Below are 22396 nucleotides of genomic sequence, written 5' to 3' on the forward strand. Positions count from 1 at the left end.
CGCACCGATGGTGGGGCCCCGACGCCGGCACCCCGGACAACGGCGCGAACCCGGACCGGCGGCTGCTGGCCCTCGACGCCCCGCCCGCCGGGGTGCAGGCGCGGTCCGTGCCGCTCCCATAGCCGCTGGATTCCCTTCCGCGCAAGCGAGTTCGCCAAGATCGCGCCGCCCGCCTAGAGTCCTCAGCGGTCGAGGGAGGTCGGGTTGGACGTCGTCCGGGAGTCCGCGCAGGCGGGGCGCGTGGTGCTGTGGGAGGAGTCGGCGCGGGACGGTGCGCAGGCCAAGACGCTGATGTCGGCCGGGTTCCGGGCCAGGCTCGCTCGGGAGCAGGGGCGGATGTTCGGCGCGGACGGGCCCCGGCACGTGGTGTTCGCGGCCGGGTTCCCCGCCGTGTGCGGGGAGGAGTTCGAGGCCGTCCGGCGGGTGGCCGTGGAGGCCGAGGGCGCGGTCAGCGTCGCGGCGGTCTGCCGGGGCCGGGCGGAGGACGTACGGCAGGCGGTCGCCAGCGTGCGGGGCACCGCACATGCCCGGGTCATGGTGGTGGTGCCGGCCTCCGAGGCGATGGCGCACACCATGGCCCACCGCCCGGCCCGCGAGTCGCTTGCGGCAGCCGCCGACCTGGTCAAGGCGGCCCGTGACCTGGACGACCGGGTGGCCGTCGACGTCTGCTTCGCCGACGCCTCCCGGGCCGACCACGAGCTGATGGCCGAGCACGCGGCCGCGCTCACCTGCGCCGGCGCGGGCGTGATCGTCCTCGCGGACACCGTCGGCGGCCAATTACCGTACGAGGCGTCCGAGTTGTTCTCCATGATCCAGACCGGGCCGGACGTGGTGCTCGCCTCCCACCTGCACAACGACCTCGGCCTGGGCCTGGCCAACACCCTGGAGGCCCTGCGGGCCGGGGTCCGGGTGGTCGCCTCCTCCTGGCTCGGTCTCGCGGAGCGCAGCGGTATGGCCGCCACCGAGCAGCTGCTCTTCCTGCTGGCCCACGACCCGGTGCGGGCCGCCGGGCTGCTCGGCACCAACGCCCCCGCCTGGTGGACCGTACCGGACCTGACCGCGCTGCCGCGCCTGGCCGGGATGGTCTCGGCGGAGACCGGCGTACCACTGGCCGTCACCACCCCGATCGTCGGCAGCGGCGTCGGCACGATCTCGACCGGCACCCCCTTCGTGCACCCCGAGCTGTTCCAACCCTTCGACCCCGAGCGGCTGTTGGGGATCACCCCGAGCGTGGTCCTCACCCAGCTGGCGAGCCTGCGCGTCGTCACGGCCGTCGCCGCCCGCCTCGGCCACCGGCTGGACGGACACCAGGCCAGGGCCGCGCTGGCCTGGACGAAGGCCCGCGCCTACCGCACCAACCAGGCCGTCGTCGAGGACGAAGTCTTCGCCGCCTACCTGGACGGCCTCACCGCCGGAGCACCGGAGTGACCGCCGCCCAGGTCCGCTCCGCCCTGCGCGGCGGAGCCGCCGTCGTGCTGCCCAACCCCGCACCGCTCACCCACGTGGTCGCCGCCACCGACCCGGCCGCCGTCAACACGGCCAAGGGCCGCCCCGCCGCCCAGCCGGTCGCGCTCTGGGCCCACGATCCCGCCACTCTCGACCAAGTCCTGGAGCTCTCCCCCGCCCCGGCGGCCGTGGCCCGCCGGCTGCTCACCAAGGAGTTGGTGACCCTCCTGCTCCCCCTGGAAGGGCCGCTCCCCGCCTGGCTCGCCCCGGCCACCCACCGGGGCTGGACGCTGCTCTTCGGAGCCCGCTGGGAGCCGGTACGGCCGCTGCTCACCGAGCACCCGGTGCTGTACGTCAGCAGCGCCAACCGCACCGGCCACCCGCCGGCCGCGACCACCGCCGAGGCCCGGGCGATGTTCCCGCCCACCGTGCCGGTGCTCCCCCACCAGGCCGAGACAGGGCCCCGGGCGGCGACCACCACGCTGCGCCTGCACCCGGACGGCCGGCTCGAGCTGCACCGGCCCGGGGCCCAGGACCAGCCGGACCCCGACCGGTACCTGGACCGCGTCCGCGCCGCCTACTGCTGAACCCAGAGCCCCTCGGGCCGGTCCAGCCGGTACCGAGAGTGCGCCATTCGGCGAGTGCCGCCTTACCCGCGGGCCCGTCAGCTCCTACGCTTGTCCCATGCCCCAGGACGAGTACGCCATCAGCCCGGCGGTGCGGGAGACGTACGGCCCGGCCGATCTGAGCCGGGAGCCGGTCTTCGCCGGAGGATTCATCAACTTCGGCCACTGGCACGGGATCGATCTGGCCGAGCCGCTCGGCGAGGCCGAGCGGATCCGCAGCCAGGAGAACCTGTACCGCCGGGTGCTCGACGCCGCCGAGCTGCCGAAGGAGGCGCGCGTCCTCGAGGTCGGCTGCGGCCTCGGGATGGGCTGTGCGCTCACGCTGCGCGAGTACGACCCGGCCGCCGTCACCGGGGTGGACATCCACCCGGAGCAGCTGCGGCGGGCCCGCGAGCGGCACACCGAGTCCGCACAACTGCGGTTCACCCAGGGCGCGGCCGAGCAACTGCCGTTTGACAAAAGCGAGTTCGATGCGGTGATCAGCGTGGAGGCGGCCCAGCACTTCCCCGACCTGGCCGCCTTCGCCACCGAGGCCGCCCGGGTGCTGCGGCCGGGCGGGCGGGTGGCCGTCACCAGCTTCTTCGCCGCCGACGACACACCCGAGCGGCCCGCCCAACTCGCCGAGCTGCTGCCCACCTTCGCCGACGGCCTGGACCTCGCCCGCCCGGCCACGGCCCTCGCCGAGGCGTTCGCCGCCGCCGGGCTCGAAGGCGTCGGCACCGTCTCGATCGGCGACCAGGTCTGGCCCGGCTGGGACACCTGGCTCGGCCGGCTCTGGGCCCCGGACACCTGGCCGCGCAACTTCCGCAAGGCCTGGCAGCGCGGCATCCTCGACTACTACCTCGTCACCGCGCGTCAGCCCGACCCTAGCTGACGCATTGTCGGCCTCTCGTCAACGGCGAGTGGCTTGCCTATGCTGAGCCGTCAAGATCCTTGGGACGTCCGGTGGAGGCAAGTCATGAGCGTGTGCGTGATTGGCGCGGGTCTGTCGGGGCTGGCTGCCGCACACGCGCTCCGGCAGCGCGGGGTGGAGTTCGTCTGTCTGGAGAAGGCGCCGGACGTCGGCGGGATCTGGCGGATGCCGGGCGCCGGCGAGCGCGGCCCGGCCTACCAGGCCCTGCACCTGAACAGCGCCAAGCAGCTGACCGGCTTCGCCGACCACCCGATGGCCGACGACATGCCGCTCTACCCCCGGCACAGCGACATCGCCGCCTACCTGCGCTCCTTCGCCGAGTGGGCCGGGCTGCTCCCCCACCTGGAGCTGCGCACCGAGGTGCTCGCCGCCCGGCCGGAGCCGGACGGCCGCTGGCTGGTGACCAGCCGGGGCGCCGACGGGGTCGAGCTGGAGCGCCGCTTCGACCACGTGGTGGCCGCCTCCGGGCACCACAACGAGCCGGCCATGCCGGAGCAACTGCCGCCGGGCGCCGATGGCTTCACCGGCCGGATCCTGCACTCGATGGACTTCATGGACGGCCGGGACTTCGCCGGGCAGCGCGTCGTGGTGGTCGGCCTCGGGGCCTCGGGGGTGGACATCGCGGCCGACCTCTCCCGGCACGCCGCGCAGACCCTGCTCTCCGTCCGCCGGGGCCTGCACGTCATACCCAAGCAGCTCTACGGCCTCTCGGTGGACCTGATCGCCGACGCACCCTGGTTCACCGCCAAGCCGCTCGCGGAGCAGCGCAAGTGGGTCGAGGACGCCCTGCTGGTGGCGCGCGGGCGGATGTCGGACTACGGCCTGCCCGAGCCGGACCACCCGGTCTTCGCCTCGGCCGTGACCATCTCGGACGAGATCCTCAGCCGGATCCGGCACGGCGCCGTGCTGCCGAAGCCCGAGATCGCCTCCTTCGACGGCGGCCGGGTGCACTTCACGGACGGCTCGGCGGCCGAGGCGGACGCGGTGGTCTACTGCACCGGCTTCCGGATGGCCTTCCCGTTCCTGCCCGCCGGGCTGCCGGGCGCCCCGCAGGGGCCGGTGGAGCTGTACCGGCGGATCGTCGCGCCCGGGTGGCCGGGGCTGCTCTTCCTCGGCCTGATCCGGCCGGTGGGCTCGATCACCCGGCTGGTGGAGGCGCAGGCCCGCTGGGCGGCCGAGCTGGTCACCGGAGAGCGGGTGCTGCCCGGCACGGACGTCATGCGCAAGGAGATCGAGGAGCACCTCGGCGGCATCGCCCGCCGCTACGGGCTCAGCACCGGCACCTCGGTGCAGGTGGACGTCGGTTCGTACCTGCGGGAGCTGCAGGGTGCCTGACCGTCCCCCGGCGGTCACACACCCTGCCCTCGCTCAGGCCGCCAGCAGGGCCGGCGGCCTGACGCGGTACGCCTCCGAGGAGATGTACACCATCAGCCGGGGCGGGCGGCCCCGCTGGTGGGCCAGCGCCAGGTAGGCGATCAGGCCGAGGCCCTCCTCGAGCCGCCGGGAGGTGACGGCGTCGACCGAGTCGAGCAGCTGCTCGCGGTCGATGCCGTACCGGGCGAGCAGGGCCAGCGCCCGCTCCAGCGCCTCGCCGTCGTGCCGGGCGTGCTCGCGCACCGGCACGTAGAGGGTGAAGCCGCCGGGCCGGCCGCTGGCCGTCTCGGTGAAGGCATGGCAGGCCTGGAACGGGCGGCGGCCGTACGGGCCGGCGAGGCTCTCCGGCTCCCCGGCGGCCGCCTTGAAGAAGGCCTCCACCTCGGCGGTGCCGGGCCCGTCGACCATCCGGCTCAGGCCCGCCGCCCCGTCGGCCGACAGGTCCTGGTGGGCGGTGTACACCTTCACCCGGGGCTCGTCCCAGTCGCCCAGGTCGAGGGCGAAGAACAGGATCCGGTCCGACGCGGGCAGCGCCTCGAAGGCCTGCCGGTGGCCGAGCCGGCGCAGCGCCTCGCGCACCGTCGCCCCGGCCAGCTCGGGGCCGGAGGCCGCCGGGTTCAGGTACACCTTGACCTTGGGGACGCCGCCGGGGCGCAGCTCCAGGGCGCACCACAGGGCCAGCGGGCCCTGCGGAGCGGCCGGGAAGAAGAGGTCCTCCAGCAGGTCGAGCCGCTCGGTGCCGAAGCCCCAGCGGCGCGCCAGCTCGCGGACGGTACGCAGGCCCTCCCGCCCGCCGCGGGCGAGGTCACCGGCCCCGCAACCGGGTTCGACCAGCACTCGCAGGGTCGGCACCGACCCCGCCTCGAAGGAGAGGGAGAACTCCACCGGGGTGTGGTCGTCGGAGAGGAAGGAGCCGTCGGGGGACGGCAGGTGCAGCGGCCGGTCGGCGACGGGGCCGAGCACCCGGCGCAGCACCCGGGCGTACTCGATCGCGTCGGCCGGGCCGAGGCCGGCGACCTCGCACAGGCGCAGCAGTTGACGGGTCGTATGGTCGCCGAGCGTCTCGGTGTGGCCGGTGTGACCGACAGTGGGAGCAGCGGGGGATCTGAGCCCTAGATCGATCACCGGCGCACCTGCCGGGCACCGTGGAAGGCAAGAAGATACCCGCCCGAGGGGGCGGGTATCCCCTGGTGTGAAGCTGATGTGCATGGGGTGTGAACAGCGGATATGGCCAAGGGTGCCATGACACCCTCCTGTTCTGGATCAACGACGGGGGACGTTTCGGGCACCTGATTACCCCGTTGTTGAACCGTCATGCGTCCAGCGGCATACCTAAGTTGTTGTGTACATCACTTGGTCAGCCAGTTGAGGAACTGGCTCCACCGCCCCGCCTTGCGACTCTGCTGGCCAGCGGCCTGCCCGGCGTCCTGAACCTGCGGCTCCGGCGCCTGCTGCGGAGCGGAGCCGACCGGGGTGAAGCGGGTCGGCAGCGCGACCAGGCCGCGGTTGAACGGTCCCGGACGCCAGGTCAGACTCTCCTCCGGCACCGCGAGTTGGATGTCCGGCAGCTCGTTGAGCAGGTTCTCGATCGCGGTGACCGTGATCTGCCGGGCCGGGTCCTTGGACGGGCAGGCGTGCGGGCCCGCGCTCCAGGCCAGATGGGCCCGGCTGCCGGCCTGCCGCTCCCCGGCCAGCACCGAACTGCCGTTGGCGGCGGCGAAGCTGACCATCACCAGGTCACCCGCGCGCAGGTGCTGACCGGCGAACTCCAGGTCGGTGGCCGGGTAGTGCGCCGCCAGGTTCGACATCGGCGGGTTCTCCCACAGCGTGTCGTCCACGGCTTCGTCGATCAGACCGCCGGTGTGCGCGTACGCGTCGTCGGTGAGCAGCCGGTGCAGCGTGTTGCCGATCAGGTTGCCCAGCGGCTCGGTGCCGGCCGAGAGCAGCAGGGCCAGCTGGTGGACCATCTCCTCGTCGGTCAGCTTGGCGTGGTGCTGCATCAGCCAGGAGGTGACGTCGTCCCCGGGCCGGCTGCGCTTGAGCGCGACCAGCTCGCCCACCGCACCGAACAGCACCCCGGCGGCCATCTCGGCGTTGACCCCGTCGAACATGCCGGAGATGCCGAACACCACGCGGTCGCCGATGTCGGCCGGGCAGCCGAAGAGCTCGTTGAACACGAACAGCGGCAGCTGGCGGGCGTAGTTGCCGAGCAGGTCGGCCGAACCCCGGTACCCGAACTGGGAGATCAGGTAGTTGGAGATCTGCTCGGTGGTGCGGGTCAGGCGGCGCGAGTCCACCCGGGCCATGCTGTCCGTCACGGCCTGCCGCAGCCGCAGGTGCTCGGCACCGTCGCTGAACATGCAGTTGGCCCGGTAGGCGAGCAGCGGCACCACCGGGTTGTCCGGCGCGATGTGCCCCTCGTTGAGGGCCCGCCAGCGGCGCGAGTCCTTGCGGAAGGAGGCGGAGTCCTGGAGCAGCTGCAGCGCGGCCCCGTAGTCGGTGACGAGCGTGGCGTCCACCCCGGGCGCGAGCTCGACGGGGGCCGTCGGCCCGAAGCTGCGCAGGTAGGAGTAGTAGGCCTGCGGGTCGGCCGCGAACTCCGGCCCGTACAGCGGCACTCGGGCGCCGCTGTCGTGGGCCGGGCACCCGGGCGGCGGCACCGGGGCGGTGGGGCGAGCGTTCATGTCTGGGTGTGGCTCCTAGGGTCTGCCCGGCCGATCACGTCGGATCAGCGGGCGTCGTTGGGGTGCGTGCATCGGCGGCGCCGACGAGGGAGTCCGTGCGGAGCATCGGCGACTGAGGAGAAGCCGTCGAGGTACGTGCCCCGGCGGCGCCCGCCCGGCGTGATCGGCCGGGCAGACCCTGCCTTGCTGCAGGCCGGCTACTGGCTGGCACGGTCCAGCAGGTAGCGGACCAGAGTGGTCAGGGCGGCGGCCGACGACTGCTCGTCGCGGGCGTCGCAGGTGACGACGGGGGTGTCGTCGAGAAGGTCGAGCGCCTCGCGGAGCGCGGCCTCGGTGCGGTCCGGGTTGCCGTCGAAGTGGTTCACCGCGATCGCGTAGTCCAGGCCGTACTGCTCGATCAGGTCGATCACGGGGAAGGAGTCGGCGAGCCGCTCGGGGTCGACCAGGATCAGCGCGCCCAGCGCGCCCCGGGCCATGTCCTCCCACATCTGGACGAACCGCAGCTGCCCGGGCGTGCCGAACATGTAGAGCACCACGCGCTCGCTGATGGTCAGTCGGCCGAAGTCCATCGCGACCGTGGTGGTGGTCTTGCCCTGGACGCCCTTGAGGTCGTCGACCGCCTCGGCGGCCCGGGTCATCGTCTCCTCGGTGGACAGCGGCTCGATCTCGGAGATCGAGCCGATGAACGTGGTCTTGCCCACCGCGAAGTGGCCGACCACGAGGATCTTGACCGCCGTCTGGGTCTCCCCGCCCTGGACGTAGTGCGTCGCGTCCAGGGCGGTCCCGGTGGGGCTGTCAGCCGAACTTGTGTTGGAGACCATTGAGCACCTCCTGCAGGATCTCCCGGTCTGCCTGGCGGGCGCGGGGCACCGGCGGCCGGGTGATGACGTGGCCGCCTTCGGTCAGACCGGCCAGGATGATCCGCACCACGCCCAGCGGCAGCCCGGTGTGCCCCGCGAGCTCGGCCACCGTGAGGTAGCCGGCCGAGCAGATGTCCAGCAGCCGCTGCTCCTCCGGCGACAGACGCAGCGGTCGCTGCTCCTGCCCCGGCGCCGCGGTCACCAGGGTGATCAGGGACAGCTGCGCGTCGTCCGGCAGTCCGCGCCCTTTGGTGATGACGTACGCCCGCACTAACCCCGTGGCTTCGAGCTCGAAGTCGTCGGGCGTCGTCATCGGCGCGCCCCTAGGCCTTCGCGGGGCGGTGCGGCGAGCACCTTGCCCAGCTGGCCCACGAGCTGCTGCATCCGGAAGGTGATGTCCTGCATGTCGACGTCCGGGGAGGCCGAGACGCCGAGGTAGGCGCCCTCACCGGCGGAGATCAGGAACACCCAGCCACCGTCGAACTCGACCAGGGTCTGCTGCCAGCGCTGGCCGGGGCTGCCGCAGAAGAACCCGAGCGAGCGGCTCAGCGACTGCACCCCGCTCATCGCGGCGGCGACCCGGTCGGCGTTGTCCTTGCCGATGTCCTTGGTCCGGGCCATCAGCAGGCCGTCGGCGGAGATCAGGACGGCGTGCAGGGCTCCGGGGATCTCCAGAGCGCTGTCGAGCATCCAAGCCAGATCGTCGTTCACGAGAAGTCATGCCCTTCACTGGTGCGCGCCGCACCAGGGGTGCTGATCGCCTGGTCCGTATGGTCCGGCCACTGCTGCGACTGCTGCTCCGGCTGCCCGTCCGGCTGGACGGCCCGGCCGGACCGGGTGCCGCGCTGGAAGGCGCCCATGATCGCCGCGGTCTGGGCACCCGAGCGGGCCGGCAGCGGAGCCGGCTCGACCGGGGCGTAGACCGGCTCGGCCGCCGGGGCCGGGGCCGGGGCCGCCATCGGCCGCTTGCGGCGGCGCACCGGCAGGCCGTCGGCCGTCGAGGGGTAGGAGTGCTCGGCGGGGGCGGCGAAGACGGCGGCCGGCGCCGCGGGGGCCACCGGGGCCGGGGCGGCCGGGCGGGCGGGCAGCCTCTTCTCCGGCATGCCGGTGAGCAGCTCGTGCGGCAGCAGCACCACCGCGCGCACCCCGCCGTACGGCGAGGAGGAGTCGACGGAGACCTCGAAGCCGAACCGCTCGCAGAGCACGCCGATCACCGCGAGGCCGAACTGCGGCGGGTTGCCGAGGCCGGCGACGCCCGAGACCCGCTCGCTGGTCAGCAGCTTCTCGGCGCGGGCCCGCTCCTCGTCGTTCATGCCGACACCCGCGTCGTCCACCACGATCACGACGCCCTTGGGCACCGTGCGGATGTTGATCTCGACCACGGTGTCCGGGCTGGAGTAGCTGGTCGCGTTGTCGAGCAGTTCGGCCAGCGCGAGCGCCACCGGCTCGACGGCGCGGCTGGAGATGCCGAAGTCCACCTGGGAGAGGATCTCCACCCGGCGGAACTGCCGGATCCGGCCCTGGGCGCTGCGCACCACGTCGTACACGCTCGCCGGGTCACGGTGCCGGCCCAGCCAGCCGCCGCAGAGCACGGCCACGGACTGCGCCCGGCGCCCGAACTGCGAGTTGGTGTGGTCGACCTCGAGCAGGTCCTGCAGGATGACCGACTCGCCGTACTTGTCCTGCAGCCGGGCGAGGATCAGCTGCTGCTCGGCGGCCAGACCCTGCAGGGTCCGCATCGCCGCCTTCAGCACCGCCTTGGTCGCCTCGTCGGCCTGCTCCTGGGCGGACTCCACGGACTGCGCGTAGGAGTGCTCGAGACCGGAGTAGTGCTCCCTCAGCCCGTCGATCTCCTGACGCAACGCCAGGGACGCTCTGCGTTGGCGGACGACGAGGGCGGCCCCGACCAGGACGAGGACGAGGACAACAGCCCAGAACACCGGGTCCGCTATGTATTTCGTCATAAGACTCTCTTCAGGCGACTGACGGCCGACTGCTGAATCCCCGCCAGTGCAGGGTGAACCCGCCGCTCCGCAAGCCGGATGATCGTATCATCGACTGAACATGTCACAGCGGGGCAGTCCGGACATGAGGGCACGTCTCCTCCCGGACTGCCCACGGGAGTTGACGTCTCCTCGGTCGGCACGCGACCCTCTGCCCAAAGGTGCAGGTCAGGGCTGCCCTTCAGACTTGACGGCCAGTCCGCCCGGCCGACCGGAGCCGCTCTGGCGGGCAACACCACGTCAGCCCGCCGGCCACCGCCGGTTCGCCTACATTTCCCCGGCGCACCGGGAGCACGAACAGCGCACTCGGGGGCGCAGTCAGTAGACCGGGAAGTCGGCCGTGGCCACCTCGTACCCGGCGAACTCGACCGTCTCGCCGAAGGCGAACTCCCGGCGGGTGCCAGTGCCGTTGCGCGGGTCGACGATCAGGTAGTGCGGGATGCCCATCACCGGGTAGTCCCGCATCTTGCCCACGACAGAGGGCGCCCCGGCCGGATCGATTCCGGTCGGGGCGCCCTCGGTGGTGCGCGGCTCAGGTGGTGGCGATCAGGGTGATGAGGGCGACCAGGCCGGCCAGGGTGGGGGCGATGATCCACCAGCACCAGGCGACGGTGATCTCGCCGGCCGCGGTGGGGCGGCTCGCGTTGCGCTCGGCGGACTCGAGCAGGGTGTCGACCACCTGGTCGGACCAGGCTCGGGTGGGGTCGTCGCCGCCGGAGAAGAGCGAGCGGGACTTGCCGGCGCTCTCGCGCAGGTGGGGGTCGCTCACGTCGCGGGTGGCCCGGAGGGCGGCGCGGGAGGCCGCCCGGGTGGCCTTCTTGCGCTGGCGCAGCGAGACCGGGACGGCCCAGACCTGGAAGGTGCGGCCGCCGGCGAAGAGCTCGACCGAGTACCCCGACTTCAGCCCCTCGACCGAGGCCCACGGCGCCTTGATCGTGCGCAGCGGGTTGCGCACCAGCAGCCGGTCGTCGTTGGCGAGCACGGCGGGCCGAAGGGTGTACGCGACCACCGGCGGCACGAAGACCGGCAGGGCGGCCAGCGCGATCCACGGCGTCCGGCCGGCGCCGGTGAAGACTGCGTCGCCGATCAGCCAGAGGGCGACCACCAGCAGGAGCACGCCGGAGATGACGCCGGGCACGGAGCGGTAGACGCGGTCGGCGTACGTCGGCGCGGGGGCGGCGCCGCCCTGGTCGGGCTTGCCGTCGGATTCGGTCATGGCCCGATTCTGCCCCATCGGCCCGCTGAGCTGCGTGGCCGTGACGGGGTCGTGTTCTGTCCGTACTGCGCCCGTGCCGGGAGGGCGGCGCGCACAGATAGCGGGGGGTGCCCCCTAGCGCGAGGCTACGCGCGTAGATATGCTGGGCTGGTGACCATGTCCACTGTTGCAGCCAATGCCCCCGGCGCTGCGGGCGGCGGCCTTGAGGACGTTGCGGCGTCCGAGGCCTCGCTCCGCCGCTTCCTGCACGGCCTGCCCGGCGTCGACGCCGTCGGCCTGGAAGCCCGCGCCGCCACCCTCGGCACCCGTTCGATCAAGACCACGGCGAAGGCGTACGCCATCGACCTGGCGATCTCGATGATCGACCTGACCACGCTGGAAGGCGCGGACACGGTCGGCAAGGTGCGCGCCCTGTGCACCAAGGGGAAGAACCCCGACCCGACCGATCCGGCCACCCCCCGGGTGGCGGCCATCTGCGTCTACCCCGACATGGTGGCCACCGCCAAGGCCGCCCTCGCGGGCACCGACATCCAGGTCGCCTCCGTCGCCACCGCCTTCCCGGCCGGCCGCGCGGCCCTGCCGGTCAAGCTGGCCGACACCGCCGACGCGGTGGCCGCCGGCGCCGACGAGATCGACATGGTGATCGACCGGGGGGCCTTCCTCTCCGGCCGGTACCTGTCCGTCTTCGAGGAGATCACCGCCGTCAAGGAGGCGTGCAAGCGCCCCGACGGCACCTCGGCCCACCTCAAGGTGATCTTCGAGACCGGCGAGCTCCAGACCTACGACAACGTCCGCCGGGCCTCCTGGCTGGCCATGCTCGCGGGCGCCGACTTCATCAAGACCTCCACCGGCAAGGTCGCCGTCAACGCGACCCCGCCCGTCACCCTGCTGATGCTGGAGGCCGTCCGCGACTTCAAGCAGCAGACCGGCGTCCAGATCGGCGTGAAGCCCGCCGGCGGCATCAAGACCACCAAGGACGCCATGAAGTACCTGGTCTTGGTGAACGAGACCCTCGGCGACGACTGGCTCAGCCCGCACTGGTTCCGCTTCGGCGCCTCCAGCCTGCTGAACGACCTGCTGATGCAGCGCCAGAAGCTGGCCACCGGCCGGTACTCCGGCCCCGACTACGTGACGGTGGACTGATCGCCATGGCCAAGAACAAGAAGACCACCGAGGAAGCCGTGGCCCCCAAGGGCGGGCTCTTCACCTACGCCCCGGCCCCCGAGTCCCCCGCCGCCGCGGGTGACATCGCCACCTCCTACGGCCACTTCATCAACGGCGAGTTCGTCGACTCGCTCGGCAGCGAGGCCCTGAAGACGGTCAACCCGGCCACCGAGCAGGTGCTCGCCGAGTTCGCCCAGGGCACCGTGGAGGACGTCGACCGCGCGGTCGCCGCCGCCCGGAAGGCCTTCGTGGACTGGTCGGCGCTGCCCGGCAGCGAGCGCGCCAAGTACCTGTTCCGGATCGCCCGGATCATCCAGGAGCGCTCCCGCGAGCTGGCCGTGCTCGAGTCGATCGACAACGGCAAGCCGATCCGCGAGACCCGTGACGTCGACCTCCCGCTGGTCGCCGCGCACTTCTTCTACTACGCGGGCTGGGCCGACAAGCTCGACTACGCCGGGTTCGGTTCTTCGCCGAAGCCGCTCGGCGTGGCCGGCCAGGTCATCCCGTGGAACTTCCCGCTGCTGATGCTCGCGTGGAAGATCGCGCCTGCCCTGGCCACCGGCAACACCGTGGTGCTCAAGCCGGCCGAGACCACCCCGCTCACCGCGCTGCGCTTCGCCGAGATCTGCCGCCAGGCCGGGCTCCCGAAGGGTGTCGTCAACATCGTCACCGGTGACGGCCGCACCGGCGCCGCGCTCACCGCGCACCCGGACGTCAACAAGGTCGCCTTCACCGGCTCGACCCCGGTCGGCCGGGCGATCGCCAAGCAGCTGGCCGGCAGCCGCAAGAAGCTCTCGCTGGAGCTGGGCGGCAAGGCCGCGAACATCGTCTTCGACGACGCGCCGATCGACCAGGCCGTCGAGGGCATCGTCAACGGCATCTTCTTCAACCAGGGCCACGTCTGCTGCGCGGGCTCGCGCCTGCTGGTCCAGGAGTCGGTCCAGGACGAGCTGCTCGACTCGCTGCGCCGCCGGATGGCCACCCTGCGGGTCGGCGACCCGCTGGACAAGAACACCGACATCGGCGCCATCAACTCCGCCGCCCAGCTGGCCCGGATCACCTCGCTCGCCGAGGCCGGCGAGGCCGAGGGCGCCGAGCGCTGGTCGCCCGAGTGCGAGCTGCCGGGCGCGGGCTACTGGTTCCGCCCGACGCTGTTCACCGGTGTCAGCCAGGCGCACCGGATCGCCCGCGAGGAGATCTTCGGCCCGGTGCTCTCGGTGCTGACCTTCCGCACGCCCACCGAGGCGGTCGAGAAGGCCAACAACACCCCGTACGGGCTCTCGGCCGGCATCTGGACCGAGAAGGGCTCGCGCATCCTGTGGATGGCGAACCAGCTCAAGGCCGGCGTGGTCTGGGCCAACACCTTCAACAAGTTCGACCCGACCTCGCCGTTCGGCGGTTACAAGGAGTCGGGTTACGGCCGCGAGGGTGGCCGGCACGGTCTGGAGGCCTACCTCGATGTCTGATGTCGCATCGCGTCTTGATGTCCTCAAGACGTACAAGCTGTACGTGGGCGGGAAGTTCCCGCGCTCCGAGAGCGGGCGGGTGTACGAGGTGACCGACGCAAAGGGCGCTTTCGTCGCCAACGCCCCGCTGGGTACCCGCAAGGACACCCGGGACGCCGTGCTCGCCGCCCGCGCGGCGGTCAAGGGCTGGTCGGGCACCACCGCGTACAACCGCGGCCAGGTGCTCTACCGCGTCGCCGAGATGCTGCAGGGCCGCCGCGAGCAGTTCGCCGCCGAGGTGGCCGCCGCCGAGGGCATCGGCGGCAAGAAGGCCGCCGCGCTGGTGGAGGCCGCGATCGACCGCTGGGTCTGGTACGCGGGCTGGACCGACAAGGTCGCCCAGATCGCGGGCGGGTCCAACCCCGTCGCCGGGCCGTACTTCAACCTCTCCACCCCGGAGCCGAGCGGTGTCATCGGCATCGTGGCGCCGCAGAACGGGTACGGGCACTCGCTGCTCGGCCTGGTCTCGGTGATCGCCCCGGTCATCGCCACCGGCAACACCGTGGTGGTCGCGGCCGCCGCGGACGCGCCGCTGCCCGCGCTCTCCTTCGGCGAGGTGCTGGCCACCTCGGACCTGCCGGGCGGCGTGGTCAACATCATCTCGGGCCGCACCGCGGACATCGCCCCGACGCTGGCGTCCCACCAGGACGTCAACGGGCTCGACCTCTCCGGCGCGATCGACTCCGACGGCCCCGGCGCGGCTGCCACGCTGGAGGCCGCCGCCGCGGATACCCTGAAGCGAGTCGTCCGGCCCGCAGCCGACCCGGCCGCCTTGGACTGGACCAATGCGCCCGGAACGGACCGGCTACTCTCCTTCCTGGAGATCAAGACGGTCTGGCACCCGATGGGGATCTGACCCCGTCACGCCCGGCTGACACAACTCCACACAGACTGGCCGTCCCCAGTGCCCCTACCCCCCCGGGGGCCCGGACGTGCCGAAGACGGACCCGCACCCACCCCCCCTGGTGCGGGTCCGTCGCCTTTCCGGCCCTCGCCCTGACATGCTCGCGCTAAAGATCTAGCTACCGAGCGGTTTCGGTCTCGGGCCGGCATGCGTCAGACTGGTGTCTCGTGAGTGTCTCCCCCCTGAACCCTTCTGTGCCGAGCCCCGCCCGGGTCGTGCTGCTCTCCGGGCCCTCCGGGTCGGGGAAGTCCTCGCTCGCCGCCCGTACGGGCCTGCCGGTGCTCCAGCTCGACGACTTCTACAAGGACGGCGACGACCCCACGCTGCCGCAGTTCGCCGACGGCAGCGGCACCGACTGGGACTCGCCGCTCTCCTGGCACCGCGAGCAGGCGCTCGCCGCCATCCGCGCGCTCACCGGCACCGGCCGCACCGACGTGCCGGTGTACTCGATCCCGGACAACGGGCGGGTCGGCACCCGGGCCTTCGACCTCGGCGGCGCCGCCGGATTCATCGCGGAGGGGATCTTCGCGGCGGAGCTGGTCGAGCAGTGCGCGGCGGAGGGGCTGCTCGGCGACGCGATCTGCCTGCGCAACCGTCCGCTCACCACCGCCTGGCGGCGGTTCCGGCGGGACGTGCGGGAGGGGCGCAAGTCGGTGCCGTACCTGCTGCGGCGCGGCTGGCGGCTGATGCGGGCCGAGGCCGGGATCGTGGCTCGGCAGGTCGCCCTCGGCGCGGTCGCCTGCGGCGGGCCGGAGGCGGAGCGGCGGGTGCGGGCTGTTGCCGCGCTGCGGCCGGAGTCGCTGGACGCGGCCACGGCTGTTCGCTGAGAGCGGGGGTGCCCTCTCGCAGGGCCGGGTTCGCGGTTCCCCGAGCCCCTGGTGGGCGCATGGCGAGGGGCCCGGTGCCTCTCCCCGGCACCGGGCCCCTCGTCTGGTCGGCCGTGGCTTCCCCCGTCCGGCTCCGCCGCTCCCCCGAGCGGGCCTGCCGTACGTCCGCGGCCTTTCACCCGTCCCCCGACGGGTAGTTCATGGGTCAGGCGACCAGCTCGCCGAAGGCGAAGACGGTGTCGCCGGTGCGGTTGAGCTGCTCGTCGTCGCGCAGACGGCGCAGCGCGCGCCAGATGCTGCTCTTGACGGTACCCACGCTGATGCCCAGCACGTCGGCGATCTCCGGGTCGGTGCGGCCCTCGTAGTAGCGGAGAACCAGCATGGTCCGCTGGTTCTCCGGCAGCTTGGCGAGCGCCTGCCAGAGCACGGCCCGCAGCTCGGTGCCGCCCATCGCGTCGGTGTCACCGACGGTCTCCGGGAGCTCCTCGGTGGGGTACTCGTTGAGCTTGCGCCGCCGCCAGGCGGAGATGTGCAGGTTGGTCATGGTGCGGCGCAGGTAGCCGCCGACCGCGGCCTTGTCGGTGATCCGGCCCCAGGCGCGGTAGGTGCTGAAGAGCGCGCTCTGCAGCAGGTCCTCGGCCTCGAAGCGGTCGCCGGTGAGGTGGTACGCCGTGGCGTAGAGCGAGGCCCGCCGCTCCTGGACGTACGCGGTGAACTCCGCGATGTGCTCGTCCGCCCCCGACTCGACGGGCTGCTCCGGCGCCGGGGCCAGGCGCAGCAGGGCGGCCCCCGCCGCCTCGCGGCCGGCCGCACTCCCCATGCGACCGACCCCGTGCTGCTCCCCCACCCTGGCCACGCCGCCGGTGCGACGCGTCCCGGTGCTGTGTGCGCACCCCCGTACGACCACGGCACCGGACGTCTCGTCCTTGCGGACCTCGAAGTGGGTGTGGGCCGAGGAACGCTTGGTGCGAATGCCCGCGGTGTTGCGGGACTTGAGCGTGGCGTTCATCGTGCACCCCCAGGGTCGGTACGAGCGGTTCGGTGTTCCACCGCCGCTGGCCCGGCCCGTTGAGCTGGGCCGTTGCTGCGGCGACATGGAAAATCCTGCCCGCCCGCCGTCTCGGCGCTGTCCGCCGACTGTCACAGGGCTGTCACAGCGGCCGGGACTTTGGTCCGCACGGCCGCTCCACGGAGGTGGACGCCACTGCCCGGTGGAACGGTTCCGCCACCCCCGGGTGGGTGAACCACCAGCCCCCGTGGGCCAGAATGAGCGGGTGCCTTTCCTCCTTCTGATCGAGGACGACGACGCCATCCGGACCGGCCTCGAACTCGCCCTCACCCGCCAGGGTCATCGCGTGGCCGCCGCCGCCTCCGGCGAGGACGGTCTCAAGCTGTTCAAGGAGCAGCGTCCGGACCTGATCGTGCTGGACGTGATGCTGCCCGGAATCGACGGCTTCGAGGTCTGCCGCCGGATCCGCCGCACCGACCAGCTGCCGATCATCCTGCTCACCGCCCGCTCGGACGACATCGACGTGGTGGTCGGCCTGGAGTCCGGCGCCGACGACTACGTGGTCAAGCCGGTGCAGCCCCGGGTGCTGGACGCCCGGATCCGCGCGGTGCTGCGGCGCGGCGAGCGGGAGAGCTCCGACTCCTCGGTGTACGGCAACGTGGTGATCGACCGCTCCGCGATGACCGTCACCAAGAACGGTGAGGACCTCCAGCTCACCCCGACCGAACTGCGGCTGCTGCTCGAGCTCAGCCGCCGCCCCGGGCAGGCGCTCTCCCGCCAGCAACTGCTGCGGCTGGTCTGGGAGCACGACTACCTGGGCGACTCCCGGCTGGTGGACGCGTGTGTGCAGCGGCTGCGGGCGAAGGTCGAGGAAGTGCCGTCGGCGCCGACCCTGATCCGCACCGTGCGCGGCGTCGGCTACCGCCTCGACCCGCCGGCCTGATCCGCCCCTTCTGACTCCGACCGAACGATGGTGACAGCACGTTGACCGATCTGCAGCCGGGCCGCCCGCAGCGTCAGGGGCGGTGGCGGCACCTGCGGTCCCTGCGGGTGCGGATGATCGCGGTCTTCGCCGCCGTCGCCCTGGCCACCGCCGTCTCCGCCTCCGGGATCGCCTACTGGCTCAACCGTGACGCGGTGCTCCGGCGTGCCCAGAACACCGCGCTCAACGACTTCCGGGTCTCGCTCACCCGCAGCGTCTCCGACCTGCCGCTGAACGCGACCTGCCCCCAACTCGCCACCCTGGCCGGGGTGGTGGCCACCTCCGGGCTCAACTACCAGGTGGTGGTGACGGCCGAGGGCCAGGGCGAGTGCCTGGCCTCCTCCGACCCGGACCACTTCACCCTGGCCCAGGTGCCGCAGGCGCTGCGCTCCGCCGTGGACAGGCCGCGCGAGGTGGACTCGCACAACCCCTTCGCCTACCACCTGTACTGGCAGCGGGTGAACCTCGACGGGCACCCGTACGTGGTCGGCGGCACCAAGGTGGTGCCGAGCGGTCCGACGGCGTACATGTTCAAGTCGCTGGACACCGAACGGGCCGATCTCAACACCCTGGGCTGGTCGTTGGCGATCGCCACCCTGCTCGCGCTGATCGGCTCGGCGCTGCTCGCCCAGGCCGCCTCGGCCACCGTGCTGCGGCCGGTCCGCAAGCTCGGGGAGGCCGCCGCCAAGCTCGGCAAGGGCCAGCTCGACACCCGGCTCGAGGCCGAGGGGGCCGACGAACTCGCGGATCTGGCACGGACGTTCAACCAGGCCGCCGAGTCGCTGGGCGCCCAGGTGCAGGAGCTGAGCGCGCGTGAGGCGCAGAGCCGGCGCTTCGTCGCCGACATGTCGCACGAGCTGCGCACGCCGCTGACGGCGATGACCGCCGTGACCGACATCCTGGAGGACGAGGCCGAGTCGCTGGACCCGATGATCGCCCCGGCCGTGCTGCTCGTGGTGAGCGAGACCAGGCGGCTCTCCGACCTGGTGGAGAACCTGATGGAGGTCACCCGCTTCGACGCGGGCACCGCCAAGCTGGTGGCCGACGAGGTGGACATCGCGGACCTCATCATGTCCTGCATCGACGGCCGGGCCTGGTACGACGCCGTCGAGCTCGACGCCCCGCGCGGCATCCTGGCCGTGGTGGACCCCCGGCGGCTCGACGTGGTGTTCGCCAACCTGATCGGCAACGCGCTCAAGCACGGCGGGTCGCCGGTGCGGGTGAAGGTGCGCCACGACGGCGAGACGGTGGTGGTCGAGGTCTCCGACAGCGGCCCCGGCATCCCGGAGGACGTGCTGCCGCACGTCTTCGACCGCTTCTACAAGGCCGACAAGGGCCGGGCCCGCTCCGAGGGCAGCGGCCTGGGCCTGTCGATCGCGATGGCCAACGCCCAGATCCACGGCGGCACCATCACCGCCGCCAACGGCGAGACCGGCGCGGTCTTCACCCTCACCTTCCCCGTCACCCCGGCCGCCCCGCCGCAGACCGACGGCTCCACCGGGCAGGAGAGCACCTGATGAGACCCCGTACCGTCCGCACCGCCGTGGGGTTCCTGCTCGCCGCGGCCGCCCTGACCGGCTGCGGCATCCGCCCGACGGCCGTACCGGTCGACGCGGGCGCCCCCGCCAGCCGGACGGCCTGCCCCAGCCCCCTCCACGTCCCCGAGGCCGCCACCACCCGCACCCCCGCCCCCGCCACCCCGGCCCGCCCCTCCCCCGCCCCCAGCCCGGCCGTCACCCACACCCCCGAAAGCCCCTTCGGCGCGAGCCCCGCTCCCTCGCACTGCCCGTAGGGTCCGTCCGGCGGCGCCCGCCCGAGGTGCCCCGCCGGACAGCCCCTGGGGGAACCGGGCGTACCCCGTCGGGCGTCATCGGTGTCGTGCAGGCAGACAGCCAGATCCACCGCGCCACCGAGGACCGCACCGCCGCGACGGGGGTGTCGTCACGGGTACGAGCCTTCGGCGCAGCTCTGCTGGCCGCGCATCTGCTCGTCATCGGCTGGCTGACGCTGCGGCCGGTCTCGGTCGGGTGGACCTACCCCGCGAACCTGACGCCGTTCGCCTCCGTGGGGCAGGCGCTGCGGCTGGGCGGGCTGGCCGGCTGCGAGCAGCTGGCGGCCGGGCTGCTGCCGCTGGCGCCGCTCGGGCTGCTGCTGCCGCTGGTCGGCGGCGGGCTGCGGACGGCGTGGCTGCCGTCCTTCCTGCGGACGGTCGGCGGCGGCGCGCTGCTGGCCACCGCGATGGAGATCCTGGAGGGCTGGACCCCGGGCCACGTGCTCAACGTGGACGACATCACCCTCGGCACCATCGGCGTGGCCGCCTGCCACCTCACGCTCGTCCCGCTCGCCCGCACCCTGCTGCGCCGCCGCCCGGCCGTGGCACCCCGCCCGGCCCAGGTGCGGCTCCCCCTGCTGCCCGCCCCGGCCGACCAGCACGGGCCCCGCGTCAGCGTGTAGTGCCGCTGAGCAGTGCGTGGGCCAGCCGCCGGGCGCCGTCGCCGTCGCCGGCCGCGATCAGCCGGGCCAGTTCGGTGTGCGCCTCGGTGTCCAGGAGCTCCCCGGCCCGCTGGTCGAGCGGGGTGGGCCCGACCGGCAGTGTCCCGGCCAGCAGGCTGTTGAAGGCCAGCAGGTAGGCGAGGTTGCCGCTGCCCTCGATCACCAGCCGCCACCAGGCCAGGTCCGCCTCGCCGAGCTCGGTCAGGTCCGGGCCGCCGGCGGCGTACCGGGCGGCCGCCTCGGTGATCGCCTCGACCGCCTCGCGGTCGGCCCGCAGCGCGCACAGCCGGGCGGCGTCGGCGCCGATGCAGGCGCGCAGCTCGACGGTGTCCCGGCCCAGCCCGGCGGCCGCGCCGGCGCCCTCCGCGGCGGACAGCTCGCCGAGCAGGTCCAGGCCCGCCGTCCGGCGCCAGTCGAGGACCCTCGTCCGACCGCCGTGGGCGACCTCGACCAGCCGGGCCTGCTGGAGGCGCTTGACCGCCTCCCGCACCGCGTGGCGGTTGACGCCGAACTCCTCGGACAGCTCGCGCTCGGACGGCAGCGGGTCGGCGGGGCGCAGCGCGCCGGTGAGGATCTCGGTCCGCAGCCGGGTGAAGAGCTGGTCGGAGACGGGCTCGCGGCGCAGCGGGGTACGGGGGCCCGCGGGGGAGACGGCGGTGTCGTTCACACCGGCCAGCATGACCATCCGGCCACCCACTGGTCAACTGGTTGTACCAGCTATTGCCAGCGGCCCCGGGCGTGCGTAGCCTCGCGGCCCATGGAACCCGCCGACTCCGCCGCCCGCGCCCGCTCCTGGTGGGGCTGGGGCTACACCGACGCCCAGCCCGACGATGCCGAGTGCGCCGCGCTCGGCGCCCTGCTGCCGGGCACCCTGGCCCGCCCGCTGCCGGTGCCCCGGGTGGCCGATCTGCCGATCGGCCGCCCCGCCGCCACTCCCCCGGCCGCCCTGGCCCACCTGGTCACCGACGACCCGCGGGCCCGGGCCGCCCACGCCATGGGCAAGGCCTACCGCGACGTGATCCGGGCGCTGCGCGGCCGCCCGGGCCGGATCCCCGACCTGGTCGCCCGCCCGGCCACCGACCAGGACGTGGCCGACCTGCTCGACTGGGCCGGCGGGCAGGGTGTGGCCGTCATCCCCTTCGGCGGCGGCTCCTCGGTGGTCGGCGGCGTGGAGTACCGCGGCGACGCGCACCACGCCGTGCTCTCGCTCGACCTGACCTCGATGAGCCGGGTGCTGGAGATCGACCCCGCCAGCCGCTCGGCCCGGATCCAGGCCGGAGCCCTCGGCCCGGTGCTCGAGCAGCAGTTGCGGCCGCACGGGCTGACGCTTCGCCACTTCCCGCAGAGCTTCGAGTTCTCCACCCTCGGCGGCTGGCTCGCCACCCGCGCCGGCGGCCACTACGCCACCGGCCCCACCCACATCGACGACTTCGTCCAGTCCCTGCGCGTGATCACCCCCGCCGGGGCGAGCACCTCCTGGCGGCTGCCCGCCTCGGGCGCCGGGCCCTCCCCCGACCGGCTCTTCCTCGGCTCCGAGGGCACCCTCGGCGTCATCACCGAGGCCTGGCTGCGCGTGCAGGAGCGGCCGGAGCACCGGGCCTCGGCCTCGGTGGCCTTCGCCGACTTCGGGCAGGCGCTGGACGCCGTCCGCGCCATCGCCCAGTCCGACCTCGCCCCGGCCAACTGCCGCCTGCTCGACCCCGGCGAGGCACTGCTCGCCGGGGCCTCACCGGACGGCTCCAGCGTCCTGGTGCTCGGCTTCGAGTCGGCCACCGCACCCGTCGGCGACCGCCTGGCCGCCGCCCTCGTCCTCGCCCGCGCGCACGGCGGCCGCGCCGAACCGCCCACCGCGGGCCGCGACGCCGGGGCGGACCCGGCCGTCGGCGCCTGGCGGTCGGCGTTCCTGCGGATGCCGTACCTGCGCGACGGACTGGCCCGGATGGGCGCCGTCGTGGAGACCTTCGAGACCGCCTCCACCTGGGACCGGCTCCCGGCCCTGATCGACGCCGTCCGCACCGAGGTCGCCGCCGCCGCGCTGAAGGCCACCGGCCACCCCGCCACCGTCAACTGCCGCCTCACCCACGCCTACCCCGACGGCGCCGCGCCCTACTTCACCGTCGCCGTGGCCGGGCGCCCCGGCGACGAGGTGGCGGTCTGGGACGAGATCAAGGCCGTCACGACCGACGTGCTGCACCGCCACCGCGCCACCGTCACCCACCACCACGCCGTCGGCCGCGACCACCGCCCCGGCTACGACCGCCAGCGCCCGGAGCCCTTCGCCCTGGCCCTGCGCGCCGCCAAGCACGCCCTCGACCCGCACGGCATTCTCAACCCGGGCGTCCTGATCGACTGAGCCGTCACGCCTGGCGGACCGTCAGCTGGTGCTGCGA

Annotated in this window: 23 protein-coding genes; 13 read left to right on the top strand and 10 right to left on the bottom strand. The window is 73.3% G+C overall.

Annotation, left to right across the window (positions count from 1 at the left end; translation table 11 throughout):
• The first annotated feature begins 204 nt into the window (after positions 1-204).
• The 4 genes from ABT095_RS08635 (at position 205) to ABT095_RS08650 (ending at position 4320) form a co-directional block, all read left to right on the top strand.
• Positions 205-1428, top strand: a complete 1224-nt coding sequence (locus tag ABT095_RS08635) for a hydroxymethylglutaryl-CoA lyase-like TIM-barrel protein (RefSeq protein ID WP_350528577.1) — start codon at positions 205-207, stop codon at positions 1426-1428.
• The gene (locus ABT095_RS08640) at positions 1425-2033 is read left to right on the top strand and encodes a Sua5/YciO/YrdC/YwlC family protein (RefSeq protein ID WP_350528578.1); all 609 of its coding nucleotides are present in this window, start codon (positions 1425-1427) and stop codon (positions 2031-2033) included. The genes ABT095_RS08635 and ABT095_RS08640 overlap by 4 nt, the downstream gene beginning before the upstream one ends.
• Before the next feature lie 97 nt (positions 2034-2130).
• A complete protein-coding gene (locus ABT095_RS08645) occupies positions 2131-2946 on the top strand; it encodes a class I SAM-dependent methyltransferase (RefSeq protein ID WP_350528579.1) in 816 nt (271 codons plus the stop codon).
• Positions 2947-3030: 84 nt separating this feature from the next.
• The gene (locus ABT095_RS08650) at positions 3031-4320 is read left to right on the top strand and encodes a flavin-containing monooxygenase (protein ID WP_350528580.1); all 1290 of its coding nucleotides are present in this window, start codon (positions 3031-3033) and stop codon (positions 4318-4320) included.
• A gap of 33 nt (positions 4321-4353) precedes the next feature.
• On the opposite strand, the gene ABT095_RS08655 is transcribed toward ABT095_RS08650, so the two are convergent.
• The 8 genes from ABT095_RS08655 to ABT095_RS08690 form a co-directional block, all read right to left on the bottom strand.
• Positions 4354-5484, bottom strand: coding sequence for a tryptophan dimethylallyltransferase family protein (locus ABT095_RS08655; RefSeq protein ID WP_350528581.1), 1131 nt, complete (start codon positions 5482-5484; stop codon positions 4354-4356).
• Between the two features lie 224 nt (positions 5485-5708).
• A complete protein-coding gene (locus ABT095_RS08660) occupies positions 5709-7043 on the bottom strand; it encodes a cytochrome P450 (RefSeq protein ID WP_350528582.1) in 1335 nt (444 codons plus the stop codon).
• 197 nt (positions 7044-7240) lie between these two features.
• Positions 7241-7864: a GTP-binding protein gene (locus tag ABT095_RS08665; protein ID WP_350528583.1), complete on the bottom strand. Its 624-nt coding sequence runs from the start codon at positions 7862-7864 to the stop codon at positions 7241-7243.
• Positions 7839-8216 (bottom strand): DUF742 domain-containing protein, encoded by a 378-nt coding sequence (locus tag ABT095_RS08670; RefSeq protein WP_350528584.1) that lies wholly within the window; start codon positions 8214-8216, stop codon positions 7839-7841. The genes ABT095_RS08665 and ABT095_RS08670 overlap by 26 nt, the downstream gene beginning before the upstream one ends.
• Positions 8213-8614 (bottom strand): roadblock/LC7 domain-containing protein, encoded by a 402-nt coding sequence (locus ABT095_RS08675; RefSeq protein ID WP_350528585.1) that lies wholly within the window; start codon positions 8612-8614, stop codon positions 8213-8215. Before ABT095_RS08675 ends, ABT095_RS08670 begins: the two co-directional genes overlap by 4 nt.
• On the bottom strand, positions 8611-9867 hold the full coding sequence (locus tag ABT095_RS08680) for a sensor histidine kinase (RefSeq protein ID WP_350528586.1): 1257 nt from the start codon (positions 9865-9867) through the stop codon (positions 8611-8613). The genes ABT095_RS08675 and ABT095_RS08680 overlap by 4 nt, the downstream gene beginning before the upstream one ends.
• A 357-nt stretch (positions 9868-10224) precedes the next feature.
• The gene (locus ABT095_RS08685) at positions 10225-10380 is read right to left on the bottom strand and encodes a hypothetical protein (protein WP_350528587.1); all 156 of its coding nucleotides are present in this window, start codon (positions 10378-10380) and stop codon (positions 10225-10227) included.
• A 58-nt stretch (positions 10381-10438) separates the two neighbouring features.
• Entirely contained in the window at positions 10439-11122 is a 684-nt protein-coding gene (locus ABT095_RS08690) for a PH domain-containing protein (RefSeq protein ID WP_350528588.1), read from the bottom strand.
• A 156-nt stretch (positions 11123-11278) separates the two neighbouring features.
• On the opposite strand from ABT095_RS08690, the gene deoC reads away from it, so the two are divergent.
• The 4 genes from deoC to ABT095_RS08710 all read left to right on the top strand — a co-directional run bounded on the left by deoC (position 11279) and on the right by ABT095_RS08710 (position 15522).
• A complete protein-coding gene (gene deoC / locus ABT095_RS08695) occupies positions 11279-12265 on the top strand; it encodes a deoxyribose-phosphate aldolase (RefSeq protein ID WP_350528707.1) in 987 nt (328 codons plus the stop codon).
• 5 nt (positions 12266-12270) lie between these two features.
• Positions 12271-13752 carry an aldehyde dehydrogenase family protein gene (locus tag ABT095_RS08700; RefSeq protein ID WP_350528589.1) on the top strand — a complete coding sequence of 494 codons (1482 nt, stop codon included), beginning with the start codon at positions 12271-12273 and terminating at the stop codon, positions 13750-13752.
• The gene (locus ABT095_RS08705) at positions 13745-14647 is read left to right on the top strand and encodes an aldehyde dehydrogenase family protein (protein ID WP_350528590.1); all 903 of its coding nucleotides are present in this window, start codon (positions 13745-13747) and stop codon (positions 14645-14647) included. Before ABT095_RS08700 ends, ABT095_RS08705 begins: the two co-directional genes overlap by 8 nt.
• 215 nt (positions 14648-14862) lie before the next feature.
• A complete protein-coding gene (locus ABT095_RS08710; RefSeq protein ID WP_350528591.1) occupies positions 14863-15522 on the top strand; it encodes an ATP-binding protein in 660 nt (219 codons plus the stop codon).
• A gap of 205 nt (positions 15523-15727) precedes the next feature.
• Here ABT095_RS08710 and ABT095_RS08715 read toward each other — a convergent pair whose 3' ends face one another.
• On the bottom strand, positions 15728-16531 hold the full coding sequence (locus tag ABT095_RS08715) for a SigE family RNA polymerase sigma factor (RefSeq protein ID WP_350528592.1): 804 nt from the start codon (positions 16529-16531) through the stop codon (positions 15728-15730).
• A gap of 265 nt (positions 16532-16796) precedes the next feature.
• Between ABT095_RS08715 and ABT095_RS08720 the strand changes: the two genes are divergently transcribed.
• The 4 genes from ABT095_RS08720 to ABT095_RS08735 all read left to right on the top strand — a co-directional run bounded on the left by ABT095_RS08720 (position 16797) and on the right by ABT095_RS08735 (position 19967).
• Complete coding sequence (locus ABT095_RS08720) at positions 16797-17474, top strand: response regulator (protein ID WP_350528593.1); 678 nt, start codon at positions 16797-16799, stop codon at positions 17472-17474.
• Positions 17475-17587: 113 nt separating this feature from the next.
• Entirely contained in the window at positions 17588-19030 is a 1443-nt protein-coding gene (locus ABT095_RS08725) for an ATP-binding protein (RefSeq protein WP_350528708.1), read from the top strand.
• A complete protein-coding gene (locus ABT095_RS08730; RefSeq protein WP_350528594.1) occupies positions 19030-19305 on the top strand; it encodes a hypothetical protein in 276 nt (91 codons plus the stop codon). The genes ABT095_RS08725 and ABT095_RS08730 overlap by 1 nt, the downstream gene beginning before the upstream one ends.
• 86 nt (positions 19306-19391) lie before the next feature.
• A complete protein-coding gene (locus ABT095_RS08735; protein WP_350528595.1) occupies positions 19392-19967 on the top strand; it encodes a VanZ family protein in 576 nt (191 codons plus the stop codon).
• Here ABT095_RS08735 and ABT095_RS08740 read toward each other — a convergent pair.
• Positions 19957-20673 carry a FadR/GntR family transcriptional regulator gene (locus tag ABT095_RS08740; RefSeq protein ID WP_350528596.1) on the bottom strand — a complete coding sequence of 239 codons (717 nt, stop codon included), beginning with the start codon at positions 20671-20673 and terminating at the stop codon, positions 19957-19959. The genes ABT095_RS08735 and ABT095_RS08740 overlap by 11 nt on opposite strands.
• 90 nt (positions 20674-20763) lie before the next feature.
• On the opposite strand from ABT095_RS08740, the gene ABT095_RS08745 reads away from it, so the two are divergent.
• Entirely contained in the window at positions 20764-22359 is a 1596-nt protein-coding gene (locus ABT095_RS08745) for an FAD-binding oxidoreductase (RefSeq protein ID WP_350528597.1), read from the top strand.
• Positions 22360-22396 lie beyond the last annotated feature (37 nt).

The sequence above is a fragment of the Kitasatospora sp. NPDC002227 genome (genome assembly GCF_040296285.1).
GTDB lineage: Bacteria > Actinomycetota > Actinomycetes > Streptomycetales > Streptomycetaceae > Kitasatospora.